The following is a 17419-nucleotide window of genomic DNA, read 5'->3' on the forward strand; positions in this document are numbered from 1 at the left end:
CCGGCGCAGAGGGCGGAGTGCACAGGGCAGAGCAGGCTAGCCCTGCCAGCGCTTCAGGCCGTGCTCGACTGCCTCGATGACCCTCGGCCGAAGCTCCGCGGCGCTGATGATCGCGTCCACCGAGCCGACCTCGACCGCGCGCCGGATGCTGTGCACGCGGTCGAATTCGGCGGCGACCTCGCCCAGCTTCTCCGCTCGCACGGCCGGCTGCACCTCGGCGAACTGCGCGTGCAGCGCGGCGCGTTCGGCGCCATCGGTCGCGAAGATCTTCGACTGCAACTCGGTCACGCGCGGGTCGGTGGCGGTCCGGTTGTCGACCTCGCCGGAGAAGACCACGGCCGCCGCCGGGGCGCCGCCGAGGACCGACGCGAACGAGCCGTCCAGTGCGAGCACGGTCATGTTCGGGTTGAGCGCCTTCGAGAACACCACGAACGCTCCGCCGTGGTACCGCGAGATCACGCAGAACACGATCGGCCCGTCGAAGTTGACGATCGCCCGGCCGATTTCCGCGCCGTACTCCAACTGGAGTTTGCGCATCGACTCCGGCGAGCCGTCGAACCCGGACAGGTTCGCCAGCACGACCACCGGCCGGTTGCCGGACGCGGCGTTGATCGCGCGGGCGGTCTTCTTCGACGACTGCGGGAACAGCGTGCCCGCGGTGTACGTGTCCGGCCCGTCGGTGGGCGGGAAGCCGCGCCGCGGCACCGACCGCGACTCGATCCCGATCAGGCACACCGGGTGGCCGCCGAGGTGGACGTCCTGCACCACCGACGTCTCCGCGTCGACCATGCCCGACCAGCGCTCCAGCACCGGGTGGTCCTGGTCCGACAGCGCGCGCATCACCGTGCGGATGTCGAACGGCTTCTTCCGGTCCGGGTTGTGCGTGGCCGAGAAGATCTCGCCGACGCAGGTGAAGTCGCTGCCCTCGACCGCGTGCGGGAAGTCCGAGATGTCGCGGCCCAGCGGGTCGTCGGTGGCGGCCTGCCGCGGCGTCTTCTCACCCTCCGCCACGTAGGTGTGCTCGTAGTGCGCCATCAGCACGTCGCGGGCGGCGAGCAGGTTGGGCGCCCAGTACTGCGCCTGGCCGTTCGGGCCCATGACCCGGTCGTAACCGCCGATGCCGAAGTTGTCCTCGGCGGACACCCCGCCGGAGAAGTCCAGCGACTGCTTGCCGGTGAGCACCATCGCCGAGTCCGGCGTCATCACGAGCACGCCCTTGGTGTGCATGAGCATCGTCGCCTCGGCGTTCCAGTACGGCTGCGCCCCGACGGTGATGCCGGCCACGACGATGTTGATCTCGCCGCCGCCCTGGGTGAACTCGACGATGCGCTTCAGCGCCGCCGCCACCCAGTCCATGTTCTCGGTGCCGGACTCCATGGAGATCCGTGCCCCGGCCGACAGCGCGTACCACTCCAGCGGTACCCGCATCCGCTCCGCCAGGTCGAGGGCCGCGATCACCCGGCGGCACTCCGGCTCCGACAGCGCGCCGAGCGACTTCGTCGGGTCGCCGAGCAGCACCACCCGGGTGACACCTTGCGGGTGCCGCTCGGTCGGCGTGCTGACCACGCCCGCGACGATCGCCGCCGTGTTGCGCCCCTTCGGCCGGTCGACCGGCACCAGCGTGTGGTCGTCGTCGAGGTCGTACTCGACGAAGTCACCAAGCTGGCTTGTCAGTTCGTACGGATACACGGTGTTGCGGCCGGCGGCGCGCAGCACCTTCTGGCGGTAGCCGTCGATCGGCTCGACCGGCTCGGTCGACGGCTCGCCCACGGTCAGCTCGGATCCGCCGGCCGCGTCGAAGGAGAAGCGCACGGCGATCTCGGACAGCGCGCCCGTCTCCCGGTCGCGCTGCCGCGCGAGGAACAGGATTTCCTCCAGGCCCGCGCCCGCGGTCGTCGGCAGCACGCGCCTGCCGATCGTCTCCAGTTCCTCGTGGGTGAAGTCGACCGGCGGCCACACGTAGACCACGATCCGGTTGGTGGTGAACCCCTTCCTCGCCCGACCAGACTGGGCGCGCCGGATCGAGTCGAGGCAGACCGCGACCGTGTCCTCTGCCGTCGGCAGTGCGACCAACTTGCCGTCTTGACCCCGTAGTTCGGCCATGTCGCGCACCTGGGCGAAAGCCACCAGACGGTCGTCCGACGGGTTGTCCCGGGCCACGCACCGGAAGAGGTAGACCTCCTCGTCGGACGCCGGGAGCCGGGTGAGGTCGAACGCGTTCAGCCGCTCCAACTGCATCCGCTGCGCGATGCACGGGTGCAGGCCGCGGATCAGCCGCTCCTCGGCCATCCCCGGTCCCGAATCGGACGGGCGGAACGTGAAGTGGTGGTGCATCACCGCGCCGCCGCCCGCGACCGTGGCGGTGAGCCGGCGGACCTGCCCGGGCAGAGCCCGCGCGCCGACCATCGCGTGGAGCGCGGCGGCCATCGCCTCGGAGTCCTCAGGCTGGTCTTCCCACGACAGGTACAGGTCGGCGTCGATGTCGTCCCGGCCGTCCGCGAGCTCCGCGAGACCGCGCAGGGCGTCGTCCAGTGCCTCGAAGCGGACCGCGGCGGAGACCACGCGGGAGTCCTCGCGCTCGGCGACCACGAACGTGCAGCCCGCCGCCTGGTGGGTGCGGACGGCGGTCAGGCCCTTGTTGCCGTAGTAGCGCCGGGTCAACACCTCCAGCATGACCGTGTTGTCCAGGTCGTCGCGGACCAGCCGCCTGCCGAGCAGCCGCACGAGCGGTTCGGTGCTGCGGACCATCTCGGCGATGCGCTCAGCGCGGTCCGGCGCGTCCGGCTGCGCGTCCAGGTGGCGCAGGTGCTTGCGTACGTCGGCGTAGACGCGGGCGCGGTCGCGGCGCAGCACCGGCTGGACGAACCACCCGAACACCACGCTGCGCGCGAGGTCGGCCACCACCGGGAAGCGGACCTGGGTCGCGGCCACCAGCCGCTCCAACGCCGGCCCGACCGCGCCGCGCAGCGTCTCGTCCGGCGGTGGCTCTTGCAGCCAGGCGCGCAGCAGCGCCCCCACGGCTGTGGCATCGGCGGACGCGCGCTGCTGCGCGAGGAAGATCCGGAACACTGCGGCTTCCAGCTCGCCGGAGCGGTCCAGGCCCGTGACCCCGTAGTGGCCGAGTGCCTTGGCGAGCTTGGCCTGGAACGCCTCCGGCAGCCCGGCGCGCTCGACGTCGAGGCTCTGCAGGTACGTGTGGAAGTACTCGCGGGCGCTGTAGACGTGCCCGCCGCCCTCCTCGCTCGCCGGCCGGTTGCGGCTCAGCTCCGCGAGATCGGCGAACACCCCGACGAGCTCAAGCTCCTCGGCCAGCGACTCGTGGCCGTCCTCGGCCGCCGCCCGGCGCGCGGCCAGGTAGTCGTCGAGAACCCGCCGGTCGTCGAGCGGGTCGACATCGAAGCCCAGCAGCAGACCGCGGAGATCCTCCCGGCCCCGCGCGGCGCGCTCCCGCGCCGGGACGTCGCCCGGGCGCACGGGCAGGTCCAGCGCGACCGAACCGACCGCCGACGACTCGTCCTCGGCCCCGTCGCCCAGCGGTTCCAGCCGCAGCAGCGGCGCGCCCGTCTCCACCTGGCTGCCGACGGAGACCGCGCACTCCTTCAGGCGCGCCTTGAACGGTGCCCGCAGCACCGTCTCCATCTTCATGCTCTCCAGCACCAGAACCGCGGCGCCCGCCTCGACCTCCGCGCCCACCGGCACGGGCGTGGCGACGACCAGCGCGGGGGCGGGGGAGCGTACGACGCCGCCCTCGTCGCGGCTGATGCGGTGCGCGGTGCCGTCGACCTCGACCAGGTGGGTCGGCCCGTGCACATCCGTGAGCAGGCGGTACCGCGTGCCGTTGACGGCGATCCGCGCGGTGTGCCGGCCGAAGCGCTCCAGGTCGACATCGGCCGTGCGGACCTCGCCGCCGGCCTCGACGGCGACCCGGAACCGCTGCGCGCCCACCCGCGCGACCCGCACGCGGTAACCGGCGCCGCGCAGTTTGAGGTCCAGCGGACGTCCGGATTCGTGGCGCAACTGTGGGCGCCCGCCGAACGCCGTCGCCAACAGCCGCCGCCGCTCGACGCGTTCCTCCTCCTCGTACGCCTCGATCGCGGCGGCCACCAGCGCCACCCCGGAGTGCCGGTGCGACACGAGATCGCCCTCGGCACGGACGCGGTCGATCCAGCCGGTGTCCGCGACGGCGCCGACCACCTCGGGCCGGTCGAGCAGGTCGAGCACGAAGCTCTTGTTCGTCGCACCGCCCTCGATGATTACCTCGGTGTCGGCCATCGCCCGGCGCAGGCGGCCCAGGGCCTGCTCGCGGTCACGGCCGTACGCGATGATCTTCGCGATCATCGAGTCGAAGTCCGCCGGGATGGTGTCTCCCTCGCCGACACCGGCGTCCACCCGGACCCCGGGACCGGCGGGCGGCACCAGGCGCGCGACGCGGCCCGGTGCGGGAGCGAAGTCGCGGTCGGGGTCCTCGGCGTTGAGCCGGGCCTCGATGGCGTGCCCGATCTCGCGCGGCCGGTCGCCCTCCAGCTTCCCGCCGCTCGCCACGTGCAACTGGAGCCGGACCAGGTCGACGCCGGTCGTCACCTCGGTGATCGGGTGCTCGACCTGGAGCCGGGTGTTGACCTCCAGGAACGCGAACAGCTTCTCGGCGGGCTGGTACAGGAACTCCACCGTGCACGCGCCGCGGTAGCCCACGGCCAGCGCGAGCCGCTCCGCCGACGCCTTGAGCTCCGCGGCCTGCTCGGGCGCGAGCACGGGGGACGCGGACTCCTCGATGATCTTCTGGTTGCGGCGCTGCACCGAGCAGTCCCGCACGCCCAGCGCCCACGCGGTGCCCTGCCCGTCTGCGATCACCTGCACCTCGACGTGCCGGGCGCCGGTGACCAGGCGCTCAAGGAAGACCACACCGGACCCGAAGGCGCGAAGCGCCTCCTGGCTGGTGCGCTCGTACGCGTCGGTCAGGTCCTCGGCCGAGTCCACTCTCCGGATCCCGCGCCCGCCGCCGCCCGCCGTCGCCTTGAGCATCAGCGGATAGCCGACCTCGTCGCCGGCCCGCAGCGCCTCTTCCAGCGTCGCGACCTCGCCGCGGCTCCACGGCGCGACCGGGACGCCGACCTCCTCGGCGAGCAGCTTCGCGCCGATCTTGTCGCCCAGCTTGCGCATGGCCTCCGGGCTCGGCCCGACGAAGGTGACGCCGATCCGGGCGCACAACTCGGCGAACGCCGGATCCTCCGCGACGAATCCCCAGCCCACCCACGCGGCGTCCGCCCCGGTCTCCACCAGCGCCCGCTCCAGGACGGCGTGGTCGAGATACGGGCGGGACGCGGCGGCGCCGAGCGCGTACGCGACGTCCGCCTCACGGACGAACGTCGCGTTGCGGTCGGCGTCCGTGTAGAGAGCCACCGTCTCGATGTGTGTGCCGGTTTCTGCCGAAAGATCCCGCACCGCGTGGATGAGCCGCATGGCGGCCTCTCCACGGTTGACGATGGCGACACGACTGAACACCGGCTGCGACCTCCCAGACTTGCACGCATAACAGGCGACGTCCGGGGACCGGGCATCGCCTGTACCTGGCTGCCAGCCTGCTCGATCAAGGTCGGCCGACCAATGCTCCTCGCCGCGTGCGCCGCAGCCGGAACTTTGTAGGAACCCTACAAGGGAGGGTTTCGGGGGACACGCCGGCGGTGTCGCGGATCGTGCCGTGCGCAGCGGCTGTCTGCCCTGGTCACAGCGGTATTGCGGCGGTCCGGTGGCGGCGCGTATGTCTCGCGCGCACCGATCGCTTGGGACGCCGGTCATTCCTGCCGCGTAGAACTTGTGCGCCGGCAAACCGGTTGCGGAGTGCACGCGGTGCTATCGGTCCGGCGGTCTCGGTGGCGGGCCGGCGCTCACGACGAGACGGTTCGCCAGGGTGTAGACGACCCGTATGTCGTGGAAGTCCACCCCCTCCGGCACCGGGTCGGGGAGGTTCGTGCGGGTGCTCTTCGTCTCGGACGCGCGGCCGGGGCTGCCGCTGAACCGAACTTCGGCGCGGGGCGGCGCGTGGAAGCGCAGGTCATCCGCCGCCACGGTCGCGGTGATCCCTACGTCGGCGGAGCCGGACGTTCACGGCGGGTGCTGATCGGACCCTCGGTCCCGGCGGGGGCGGCGAGGCGGGCTGGGCGCGTCCTGGTCGGTCCGCGCCTTGCGCGCCCGGGGCCGCGTGGCCGCACGACCGTCGTCGGCCGTTCGCCGTTCGGCGCGCCGCGTCGTCTTGTGGGTCCTCGGCTGCCGGGGCGCGTCGGGCTTCCGAGCCGTCTTGGCGGTTTCTCCGGCTGCCTCGACTGCCGAGTCTCCCGCCCTCCCGGCGACGCCGCCGACCGCGCGCCCGGTGCCCTCCACCGCCTCGCCGGCGCCTTCTCCGATGCCTTCGACCGCGCGTCCGGTGTCCTCGACGACTTCCCCGGCGCCTTTGCCGACGTCTTCGACCGCGCGTCCGGTGTCCTCGACGACTTCCCCGGCGCCTTTGCCGACGTCTTCGACCGCGCGTCCGGTGTCCTCGACGACTTCCCCGGCGCCTTTGCCGACGTCTTCGACCGCGCGTCCGGTGTCCTCGACGACTTCCCCGGCGCCTTTGCCGACGTCTTCGACCGCGCGTCCGGTGTCCTCGACGACTTCCCCGGCGCCTTTGCCGACGTCTTCGACCGCGCGTCCGGTGTCCTCGACGACTTCCCCGGCGCCTTTGCCGACGTCTTCGACCGCGCGTCCGGTGTCCTCGACGACTTCCCCGGCGCCTTTGCCGACGTCTTCGACCGCGCGTCCGGTGTCCTCGACGACTTCCCCGGCGCCTTTGCCGACGTCTTCGACCGCGCGTCCGGTGTCCTCGACGACTTCCCCGGCGCCTTTGCCGACGTCTTCGACCGCGCGTCCGGTGTCCTCGACGACTTCCCCGGCGCCTTTGCCGACGTCTTCGACCGCGCGTCCGGTGTCCTCGACCGCTTGTCCGGCGCCTTTGCCGATGTCCTCGACGGCCCGCCCGGCGCCCTCGCCGACGTCTTCGAGTGTCCTGCCCGCGCCCGCGCCGACCTCCCCGACCGCTCGCCCCGCGCCTTTGCCGACGTCCCAGACGGCCCGCCCGGCGCCCTCGCCGACGGTCCGGACGGCCCCTCCGGCGCCTTGGCCGAGCTCGCCGACGGCGCGGCCCGCGCCGCCCCCCAGCTCCTCCGCCGCACGGCCCACACCCGAGGTGATCTGCTCCAGGATCTGCGGATTCCGGTCGATCGTCGTCAGGACCCGGCCGATGATCGCCGCGACGTTGTCGAGCCGGACCTTCAGCAGTGCCTGGGCCTCCACGCCCTTGATCCCGAGGTGGACGGCACCCAGCGAGACATCCGCTCCCACGTTGAGCTTGAGCAGGTCGAGCACGTCCGCCCCCAGCGACACCCGCGCCCGCAGCTCCTCCACATCGAGGGTGATCTCGTCGACTTTGAGGAGCGGAACGTCGAGGTAGACGTCCGGTTCGTCGGAGAGCGGACGTTCCGGCTCGTCGCTGTCGCCGTAGTCGTACGCGTCGTCCACGTCGATCGGCTCGTCCGGCTCCGGGGCGCTGTCCACACCGTCGTCGCCGCGCATGTTGCCCCCTGGATACACAAGACATGTCGATAAATAACCGTTTCAGCCTATGTCGGGAGGCGGGTGCGCGCAGGCTGTACGAGCGGTCCGGCCGCGCCCCCGGAGCACGCTCGGAGTGGTTTGACGACCTGGGTAGGCTGTGCGTGATCACGCGCCGAGCATGGCTGACATGCCGTCAAAACCTGTCGGGGGTAAGGGTGTCCGAGCATCACGCAGAAGATCCCATAGCGGACTGGACACCCACCGGGATCGATGTCTCGGTGGCCAGTGTGGCGCGCGTATACGACTACCTCCTGGGCGGCAAGGACAACTTCAAGGCCGACCGGGAGGCCGCCGAGGCCATGCTGGCCGTCGACCCCAGCAGCCGGGCCATGACGATCAACAACCGCCGCTTCCTCCAGCGGGCCGTCCGCGTCATCGCCGAGGACTACGGCATCACGCAGTACCTCGACCACGGCTCCGGCCTGCCGACCCAGGACAACGTCCACCAGATCGCGCAGTCGGTGCACCCCGAGGCGCGGGTCGTCTATGTCGACAACGACCCGATCGTCCTCGCCCACGGCCGCGCGCTGCTCGCCGAAAACGCGTCCACCACGGTCATCACCGCCGACGTCCGCGACACGGACGGCGTCATGGGGCACCCCGACGTCGTCAAACTCATCGACTTCGACCGTCCCGTCGCGGCGCTGTTCGTGTCGCTCCTGCACTGCGTCCCCGACAGCGACGACCCCGGCGCACTGCTGCGGCGCGTCGTGGACCGCCTGGCGCCCGGCAGCCTCGTCGTCGTGTCCCACTTGGTCTCCGCCGATCCCGAAGTACGCAGGCAGCGCACCGAGTTGATACTCGCCACGACGCACGGCAACTGGGGTCGCGTGCGCACCGCGGACGAGGTGACCGCCTTCATCGCCGACGCCGGCCTCGACCCCATCGAACCGGGGCTCGGCAACGTCTCGGACTGGCGACCGGACGGCACCGCGGGCCCGGTCCAGGAGACCACCGAATGGTTCGAGTTCGGCGGAGTCGCCCTCAAACGGTGAACCGACTCTTCGCAGGGCCGAGCATTCCGGTGTGCACGCCTCATCGGTCGGCGCGGCGAAGCCGGCGGGTCTCGCGCGGCCTCGGCCCTGCGCGGCACGAAATCCGCGCTCGCGATTCGACGCCGACGCCCGGCCGCGCGTGGGTGTGAGGCCGGCTCCGGAGTTCACCGCGGCCCCGGCAGGCGTGGGGCCGCGAATCCGACGTGGGGCTTCTTGTGGCTGACCGCGCCAAACCCGAGGCCGCGGCTCGCTGGGGGGCCCGTCGTAGCGCGCGGCTTGGACGTCCGGGCCGCCGCCCGACCGCATGCTCGGGGTTTGCGCCTTCATGACCTGCGCACTCGCGGCAATCCGGGTGCGCAGCGCCTCGTCGAACCGCAGGCTGCCGCCACCGCCGCGCTGTCGGTCTCCAGGGCGTCCGGACACCGACAGGCTGTCGCCGAGACACGCGAACCACCGAGTGTGACAGCCGAGTTCGCGTACGACGCCATCCACGCCCGGCCTTCCCGGGCGGTCCTCGGTGTCCATGGCGTCCGGCGTCGTGGGCCGTGCGGGCGGGTCCTGTGTATTGCCCGCCGATCGCGGGCAAGGGCGGTCCCGTTCCTTTGCATGTGCGTCGCAGCCCTGTCGGGAGGTTGGAACATGACCGACGCCGCCGAACGTCTCGCGAGACTCGTCCGAACACCGCTGGGCGGTTCGCTGCCCCTGCGGATCCGCGCCTGGGACGGCAGTGAGGCCGGTCCTCCGGGTGGGCCCGTGCTCGTCGTCCGCAACCGGCGGGCGCTGCGCCGGCTCCTGTGGAAGCCCGGGGAGTTGGGGCTCGGACGGGCATGGGTCGCAGGTGACCTCGACATCGATGGCGACCTGTACGAGGCGCTGAGCCGCTTCTTCGGTGCGGCACCGAATCTCACGACAACGAGACGGGACACGCTGCGCGCACTGGCCGCGCTGCGGGACACCGGTAACCTGCGGCTCGCCGTCGAAGCACTCAGACTCGCCGGAAGCCCCGTCCCTCCTGCTCCGCCGCGCGAGGAGGCGCGCCGTCGCCGCGGGCGCCTGCACAGTCTGCGCCGGGACCGCGAAGCGATCACCCACCACTACGACGTCGGCAACGACTTCTACTCCCTCATCCTGGGCCCGTCGATGGTCTACTCCTGCGCCTATTGGGAGAGCCCCCACGCGACCCTGGAGGAGGCCCAGACAGCCAAACTCGACCTGATCTGCCGCAAACTCGGCCTCCGCCCCGGGCAACGGCTGCTGGACGTCGGCTGCGGCTGGGGCGCCATGGTGACGCACGCCGCCGAGCGGTACGGGGTGACAGCCGTCGGCATCACGATCTCCGAGGAACAAGCCGCCTTCGCCCGCAAACGCCTCGCCGCGGCCGGATGCTCCGACCGGGCGGAAATCCGCGTTCAGGACTACCGCGAGATCGAGGACGGCCCCTACGACGCGATCTCGTCGATCGGGATGGCCGAACACGTCGGGTCGGTGCAGTTCCGCGCCTACGCCGACACCATGCACAAGCTCCTCAAGCCCGGCGGCCGGTTCCTCAACCACCAGATCTCCTGCCGGCCGCACGTGGATGGAACGCCATACCGCATCGGCGAGTTCATGGACCGCTACGTCTTCCCCGACGGCGAACTCGCTCCCGTCGGCACCACCGCGTCCGTGCTGGAGGAAGCCGGATTCGAGGTCCGCGACGTCGAAGCCCTGCGCGAGCACTACGCCCGGACCCTCCGCGCCTGGGTCGCCAATCTCGAACGCGGCCAGGCCGAGGCGGCGCGCCTCACCACCCCCGGCCGCGCCCGAGTCTGGCGCCTCTACATGGCCGCATCCGCCCTCGCGTTCGAACAGAACCGCATCGGCGTCAACCAGATCCTGGCCGTCCGCACCACCCCGGCCGGCAACGCGAAGATGCCGCCCACACGACAGCAGTTGCTGACCGCCGGCGCGATGGCCTGACCCACGTCACGGCCTGGGGATGTTGCGCAGGTTGGACCGCGCCATCTGCACCATGCGGCCGACGCCTCCTTCGAGGACCATGCGGCCCGCCGACAGCGCGAACCCGCTGACCTGCGCCGACGTGATCCTGGGCGGCAGGGACAGCGCGTCGGGGTCGGTCACGACGTCCACCAGCACCGGGCCGGGGTGCGCGAACGCCTCACGCAGCGCGCCGCGCACCTCGGCCGGGCGTTCGACACGAATGCCCCTGGCACCCATCGCCGTCGCGATCGCGGCGTAGTCGGTGTGCGGGTAGCGGGTGCCGTGCGGCGGCAGGCCGTCGACCATCATCTCCAGGTCGACCATGCCGAGCGACGAGTTGTTGTAGACCACGACCTTGACCGGCAGTCCGTACTGCACAAGGGTCAGGAAGTCGCCCATGAGCATGGCGAACCCGCCGTCGCCCGACATGGAGACGACCTGGCGGTTCCGGTTGGCGAACTGCGCGCCGATGGCCTGCGGCATCGCGTTCGCCATCGACCCGTGGACGAACGAACCCACCACGCGGCGGCGGCCGTTCGGGGTCAGATAGCGGGCGGCCCAGACATTGCACATGCCGGTGTCCACGGTGAACACCGCGTCGTCGGCTGCCTCTTCGTCCAGGATCGAGGTGACGTACTCCGGGTGGATCGGGACGTGCCCCTCGACGTTCCTGGTGTACGCCCCGACCACGCGCTCCAGCGCCTCAAGGTGTTTGTCCAGCATCAGGTCCAGGAACGCACGCGACGTCTTCGCCCGCACGCGCGGCGTCACGCAGCGCAGTGTCTCGCGCGCGTCTCCCCAGACCGCCAGGTCGAGCTGCGTCCGGCGGCCCAGCCGGTCCGGCTGCACGTCGACCTGCGCGATCCGCACGTTGTGCGGCAGGAACTCCGAGTACGGGAAGTCGGTGCCGAGCAGGATCAGCAGGTCGCACTCGTGCATCGCCTCGTACGCGGCGCCGTAGCCCAGCAGGCCCGACATCCCCACATCGAACGGATTGTCGTACTGGATGTGTTCCTTGCCGCGCAGCGCGTGCCCGACCGGCGCCTTGACCTTGTCGGCGAACGCCATCACCTCGGCGTGCGCACCCGCGACACCGCGCCCGCAGAACACGGTGACCTTGTCGGCCGCGTCGACCAAGGCGACCAGCCGGTCGATCTCGTCGTCGCCCGGCCGGATCGTCGGCGGCCCGGATACCATCGCCGGCTCCACCGCGCCCCGGGGCGCCGGACGGCCCGCCACATCGCCCGGAAGCGTCACCACGGAGACCCCGCGCCGCCCGACCGCGTGCCGGATGGCGGTCTGCACGACGCGCGGCATCTGCTCCGGGGTGGAGACCAACTCGCAGTAGTGACTGCACTCCTGGAACAGGCGGTCGGGGTGGGTCTCCTGGAAGTAGCCCGTGCCGATCCGGTCGCTCGGGATGTGCGACGCGAGGGCGATCACCGGCGCCATCGAGCGGTGCGCGTCGAACAAGCCGTTGATCAGGTGCAGGTTCCCCGGCCCGCACGACCCCGCACACGCCGCGAGCCGCCCGGTGAGCTGCGCCTCCGCCCCGGCCGCGAACGCCGCGGCTTCCTCGTGCCGCACCTGCACCCAGTCGACGGCTCCGCTGCGCCGGATGGCGTCCACGACGGGGTTGAGGCTGTCGCCCACGACTCCGAACACATGTCGCACACCCGCACGGGCGAGAAGGTCGACGTACTGCTCCGCAACGGTCTGCTTGGCCATGGCCTGGCTCCCTAGTCTGTCGAAGGACCAGGTGCCAGGTGTCCGGCGACGGCCACCCGCACACTTTCCGGTACGACCGTGCACGTGACGACCCGCCCGCGGTGGACTGTCGTCCGGCTCTGCGAGAGTGTTCGGGTGCTGATGACTCCCGAGAAAACGCTGTTCGTTCGAGGCGCCACACCCGTCCTGCTGTTGGCCGAGGCCGCCGTCCACGACGCCCTGCCCGTGGTGACCGCGCCGGACGGCGCGGTGCCCGCATGCGACGGATGGGGCATCATGGCGCGGCTCACCATGTGCGTCGTCGACGGGCCCGGTGACGCCGGGGTCGCCATCCCGTCGTTCGACGCGGCGGTCGTCGCCGAAGGGCGCACGACCACCGGGCCGGACGCGATGGGCGCATGGTGCGAGGACGTCGACCGGGCCGGTGGCGCGATCGTCCTGTCCCTCGACCGGCTTCCCGAAGTGCCGGACTGGGCCGACCTCCTGGGATCGGGCACATCCCGCGGCGGTTTCCTGCGCAGCCTGGGCTGAGTCCACCGGCCTCTTCGGCGGCTTCGGTCCTTCCAGACCGTGGGCCTCAGCTCACCACGATGCGAGCGCGAGCCAGGTTGTCCATGCGCGCGTAGGGGGTCGCGGGGTCGCCATCGGGTTGGGAGGCCACGCGGACGGTGACGAAGTGGGTGCCGGGTTCGGTGAACACGTGGTCGCGTTCGACGGTCACCGCGACGGCCGGGCCGGGGTCGGTGGTGTCCGAGAAGGAGCCGGTGCCGTCGAAGTCCCAGGCGACGGAAACGATTTGGCCCGCGCCGGGAGGCGTCTCGGCGACCGCCTTGAGCCGTACGCTCTGCCCCGCGGCGACCTCGGCGCGGTCGGCGCCGTCGGCGGTGAGGGTGACCACGGGCTGGACGCCGAGCCGGTCGGCGGCGCGGTCGGGCACGCGGACCTGACCGTCGTCGACCGTGTAGCGGGTGGTGGCGGCTGGCTCCTCGCCGGTCTCGACCCACGCGCTGAGCCGGCGCAGCGCCTGGTGCAGGACGCCGAGATAGCTGACCGTGCGAGTGGGGTGCTCTTGGACCTCGTCGTCGCCGTGCAGGGCGTGGTCGACATACCAGAGCCGGAAGTCGTCGTCGGTGCGGTCGCCGAGATGCTCGCGCACACGGTCGTGGTACCAGGCCGCCTGCCAGGGGAAGGCCTCGCGGTCCAGCAGGCACGACACGACGATCATCTTGCCGGTGAAGCGCCCCGTGGGCAGGTGGCCGGACGCCGCCTCGGTGAACAACGGGCCCAGCAGGAAAGGCCGTTGGGGATACAGCGGTGTGCCGTCGGCCGCGCGGAACTGGTCCCACACGGGATAGGTCCCGTCCGGGACCTGGTGGCGGTGGTAGGTCTGCGCGGCCAGGAAGGCGCTGTTGTCGAGTTCGACGGTGTCGCCGGGTTGCAGGTCGGCCAACACGCCGCGGCTGTCGGGGTTGTCCAGGACGGCCGTGTCGCCGTGGACGGCCGTGACGGTGACGCGGGCCCCGGCCGCCTTGCCGCTGACGACTTTGAGGTCGGCGCCCTGGATCGTCGTGTCGGCGGGCAGCCCGGGCACACCGACGGCCACGGCGGTGTCCTCGTCGCCGCCCGGTCCCTGGAACGCGTTGTCGACGCCGCCGCGCGGAGTCCCCTCGGCGTGACGCTCCGGCACGCCGAGGGCGGTGGCCTGGCTGCGGGTGAGGGTGCCGGTGGTGGCGCAGCGGTGGCGTACGCGGTCGCGGTGGACCGAGGAGTCGGGGTCGGCGCCCAGGTGGCCGGGGACGGTCCAGAAGTCCTCGAAGTAGCCGGGGTCCACCAACCCGACGTGCGGATAAAGCGTGCCGAAGGCGTGGAAGCCCATGGTCGCGTGGCCGAACCAGGAGCGGGTCGGGAAGCCCATGCGCGTGACCTCGGCCAGGGCCTGCCGCTGTTCCTCGGTCAGCCCGGCGTCCGGCGCCTGCCGGGATCCTGCGTCTGCGGCGTCGGCGACGCGGTCCAGCGCACCGCGCAGAACGCGCTGGGCGTGCATGCGGACGCTGAACACGTTGGGTATCGCCATGGGGCTGCCGATGACATACGGCACGAACCCGTCCCACACCCCCTTGGTGCTCTCGGCGCCGCCGATCGTGCGGTAGCCGCCGCCGCTGCCGCCGTACGCGTAGCCGTAGGGGCGGTGGTCGCCGTACATCGACCGGGCGACCTCGCGGGAGTGCTGCGCGGCGGCGGCGTTGGCGCGGTACGCCGTGACCGTCGGATCGGCTTGGCCGCCCGGAGTCGCGGGGCTGCCGCCTCCGTTCGTCTCCACGAAGTAGGCGCCGCTGGAGACGGCGAACCCGATCTTGTCCTCGCGGCCCGTCGCGCTCTGCGCGAGGTGTTCGCTGTCGGGGACGGGAGTGATGTGCTGGAAGAACCGCCCCCGGTACTGCTCGGGAGGCGGGAAGTACAGGGAGAAGCGGGTGTCGGTCCCGGTGAAGCCGCCGTGCACGTACCGGTGACGGACGGGCGTGTCATGCCATTCGTCGACGTCGAGGTAGGGGCCGGTGAAGTCGGGCGCGGCGTTGTCCACGGGGTCTCCTCAGCAGAAATCCGAGTGACACACAGTAAATCCTCGCCTCGCAGGCCGTCCAGGGGTCATCAGCGGGTTTTCGGCGCGCTAAAAACACCTCTTCACTCAATGTTCCAAGGGCCATAGAGTTCCGGCCATGACGTCGACAGGACCGTCCAGGACACGCGGCACGTACGCCCGGACCGCCGAGCGTCGCCGGACGATCGCCCGCGCCGTCCTCGACCTCGTCCTGGAGAAGGGACACGCCGGCGTCACCACGGCCGAGACGGCGGCCCGGGCCGGCACCAGCGAGGCGACCGTCCTGTACCACTTCCCGACCCGCGACCACCTGCTGGTGGCGGCCCTGCGCCGCGCCTACGACGAGGACGAGGAGCGGATGCCACCCGGCCCGACAGGTCTGGACCTGGACCGGCTGCGGCGGTACGCCACCGGAGTCCACCGGGAGGTGACGAACCTGGACACCGCACTGGCCGGCCACGCGGGCACGCCCGGCCACCCCGCGCGCGAATTCTTCGCCGAACTCCACAGCCAGGCACGCGAACGCTGGACCGACATCATCGCTGCGCGCCAGGAGACAGGCCTGGCACACCCGGGACTGGACCCGTCCGACACCGCCCGCCAGTTCCTGGCCCTGTGGAACGGGTTGCGCGCCCAGTGGCTGGTCGACCCGACGTTCGACCTCGGCGAGACACTTGTCTCCGGGTTCCGCCGCCTGACCGGCCAGAACTGGATGGAGGCGCGTGGGGTGCTCCTCGCCCCGGACGCGGGCCTGTAGCGCGGCCCGCGCAAGGCCAACTGCCGACCTGTGGAAAGCCGTTCGGACGACCACCGTACGCAGGTGCGCCATGGAGCGGCGCCGTGGAACGCCGCCGTGGTACGTCAGTGGCCGACGGTCATGACGATCTTGCCCACCTGAGTGCCCGCCTCCATGTAGCGGTGTGCCGCGGCCACGTCGTGCAGGTCGAAGGTCCGGTCGATCACGGGCCGGAACGCGCCCGTGCGCAGACCGGAGGAGACGAACGCCTCGGCCCGGCGCAGCCGCTGCGGGTCTCGTGTCGTCTCGTGCATCGTGTACGTGCGCATGTTCAGCGCGGGCATGCCGAGCGTGAATCCCGGATAGGGCGTCTCCCGACCGCTCACCGCCCCGTACAGGAAGAGCGTGCCGCCGGGAGCGACCGCCCTGGCCAGGTCGACGACACCGGGTCCCGCGACCGCGTCGAAGACGAATTCTGCACCCCGGCCCGCGGTCAGGGCGAGCACACGGTCGGCGACGTCCTCCTCGTCGGTGACAATCACGTCCGCGGCGCCCGCCTTGAGCAGCGCCTCCTGCTTGACGCGGCTGCGCGTCGTGGCGACCGGTGTCGCGCCGACGCGCCGGGCGACCTGGATCGCGGCCAGGCCGACACTGCTGGAGGCGGCGGTGAGCACGACGGTGTCGCCCGCCTGCATGCCGCCCACCTCGACCAGCGCCCCGTACGCCGTCACATACGGCATCCAGACCGCCGCGCCCTCGACCGCGTCGACTTCTGCCGGGCGATGCACGACCGCGCTCGCCGGGACGATCGCGCGCTCGGCATAGACGGCGTAGTCGTTCATCGAGAACGCGGGCACGACGCTGACCACTTGTCCCGCCACGAACTGCGTCACTCCCGCGCCGACGGCCTCGACCACACCGGCGGCCTCGGCGCCGAGCCGGGCCGGGAACCGTTTGGCGGGCTCGATGTAGTGGCCGCCGCGGAACAGCACCTCGGCCCGGTTGACCCCGATCGCGTCCACCTTGATCAGCAACTCGCCGGGCCCCGGCTCGCCGACCTCCACATCCTCCAGCCGCAGCACCTCCGGCCCGCCGTACTCATGAAATCGCACCGTCGCAGCCATCACCCGGCCCCCTTTCGGAACGTTGTCGCCGCGCTCAGCCAAGCGCAAAGTACGACGGCTGTCAAAGTTCGACCACGATGGTACTTTGATGACTGCCGTACGATGCGCGCAGGAGGTGGAGGCCATGGCGGCAACACGGCAGAAGAACAAGGACGCGCGGATCCCCGCCCATCCGGATGTCCGCACGATCAGCCTTCAGCAGGTGCTCGAAGCCCTGGTCGACCCTGTGCGCCGTCATATCGTCAGCGCCCTGTACGCCTCCCACGAGGACCTCGCCTGCGGCACGATCGACCTGCCGGTCAGCAAGTCCACCGCCACCCACCACTTTCACGTGCTGCGCGAGGCCGGCCTCATCCGCCAGTACTACGTGGGTACTTCGCGCATGAACGCGCTGCGCCGCGACGAGATCGACGAAGCCTTCCCCGGCCTGCTGCGCGCGTTGGTCGCCCGGCCCGAAGGGCCGTCCGCCGGGGACGCCTGAACGCCGTCGGGCCCGACCGGTGAATCCGCGTCCGCCCTCGGTGCGTTGACGGCTCAAGGCCGTCCGTGAAACTCTCCTTTCCTTATAAGGAATGAAACTATTGCGAGGAGAGTTGATGCCGGTGTC

General features: G+C 71.4%; 11 protein-coding genes. 5 read left to right on the forward strand and 6 right to left on the reverse strand.

The features are described 5' to 3' along the window. Positions 1 to 36: 36 nt before the first annotated feature. The 3 genes from ACRX5W_RS26090 to ACRX5W_RS26100 form a co-directional block, all read right to left on the reverse strand. Complete coding sequence (locus ACRX5W_RS26090; RefSeq protein WP_436790757.1) at positions 37 to 5502, reverse strand: carboxyl transferase domain-containing protein; 5466 nt, start codon at positions 5500 to 5502, stop codon at positions 37 to 39. Between the two features lie 348 nt (positions 5503 to 5850). Then, positions 5851 to 6066 carry a hypothetical protein gene (locus ACRX5W_RS26095; RefSeq protein WP_436790758.1) on the reverse strand — a complete coding sequence of 72 codons (216 nt, stop codon included), beginning with the start codon at positions 6064 to 6066 and terminating at the stop codon, positions 5851 to 5853. A gap of 36 nt (positions 6067 to 6102) precedes the next feature. Further along, positions 6103 to 7608 (reverse strand): hypothetical protein, encoded by a 1506-nt coding sequence (locus ACRX5W_RS26100; protein WP_436790759.1) that lies wholly within the window; start codon positions 7606 to 7608, stop codon positions 6103 to 6105. Positions 7609 to 7805: 197 nt separating this feature from the next. Here ACRX5W_RS26100 and ACRX5W_RS26105 point away from each other — a divergent pair, with 197 nt between their 5' ends. Together ACRX5W_RS26105 and ACRX5W_RS26110 are read left to right on the forward strand one after the other, a co-directional pair. Further along, positions 7806 to 8645, forward strand: a complete 840-nt coding sequence (locus ACRX5W_RS26105) for an SAM-dependent methyltransferase (protein ID WP_436790760.1) — start codon at positions 7806 to 7808, stop codon at positions 8643 to 8645. Positions 8646 to 9284: 639 nt separating this feature from the next. Then, positions 9285 to 10604 carry a class I SAM-dependent methyltransferase gene (locus tag ACRX5W_RS26110; protein WP_436790761.1) on the forward strand — a complete coding sequence of 440 codons (1320 nt, stop codon included), beginning with the start codon at positions 9285 to 9287 and terminating at the stop codon, positions 10602 to 10604. Positions 10605 to 10610: 6 nt separating this feature from the next. Here the strand turns inward: ACRX5W_RS26110 and ACRX5W_RS26115 are convergent, their stop codons facing one another. Beyond that, positions 10611 to 12353, reverse strand: coding sequence for a pyruvate dehydrogenase (locus ACRX5W_RS26115; protein WP_436790762.1), 1743 nt, complete (start codon positions 12351 to 12353; stop codon positions 10611 to 10613). A gap of 141 nt (positions 12354 to 12494) precedes the next feature. Between ACRX5W_RS26115 and ACRX5W_RS26120 the strand changes: the two genes are divergently transcribed. Beyond that, entirely contained in the window at positions 12495 to 12884 is a 390-nt protein-coding gene (locus ACRX5W_RS26120; RefSeq protein WP_436790823.1) for a hypothetical protein, read from the forward strand. 46 nt (positions 12885 to 12930) lie between these two features. Here the strand turns inward: ACRX5W_RS26120 and ACRX5W_RS26125 are convergent, their stop codons facing one another. After that, a complete protein-coding gene (locus ACRX5W_RS26125; protein WP_436790763.1) occupies positions 12931 to 14934 on the reverse strand; it encodes a PKD domain-containing protein in 2004 nt (667 codons plus the stop codon). Between the two features lie 136 nt (positions 14935 to 15070). Here ACRX5W_RS26125 and ACRX5W_RS26130 point away from each other — a divergent pair, with 136 nt between their 5' ends. Further along, positions 15071 to 15709, forward strand: coding sequence for a TetR/AcrR family transcriptional regulator (locus tag ACRX5W_RS26130; protein ID WP_436790764.1), 639 nt, complete (start codon positions 15071 to 15073; stop codon positions 15707 to 15709). A gap of 104 nt (positions 15710 to 15813) precedes the next feature. On the opposite strand, the gene ACRX5W_RS26135 is transcribed toward ACRX5W_RS26130, so the two are convergent. Then, complete coding sequence (locus ACRX5W_RS26135) at positions 15814 to 16812, reverse strand: zinc-dependent alcohol dehydrogenase family protein (protein ID WP_436790765.1); 999 nt, start codon at positions 16810 to 16812, stop codon at positions 15814 to 15816. A gap of 124 nt (positions 16813 to 16936) precedes the next feature. Here ACRX5W_RS26135 and ACRX5W_RS26140 point away from each other — a divergent pair, with 124 nt between their 5' ends. Next, positions 16937 to 17293 carry an ArsR/SmtB family transcription factor gene (locus tag ACRX5W_RS26140; protein WP_436790824.1) on the forward strand — a complete coding sequence of 119 codons (357 nt, stop codon included), beginning with the start codon at positions 16937 to 16939 and terminating at the stop codon, positions 17291 to 17293. Positions 17294 to 17419: the final 126 nt, after the last annotated feature.

The sequence above is a fragment of the Yinghuangia sp. YIM S10712 genome (assembly GCF_051388935.1).
GTDB lineage: Bacteria > Actinomycetota > Actinomycetes > Streptomycetales > Streptomycetaceae > Yinghuangia.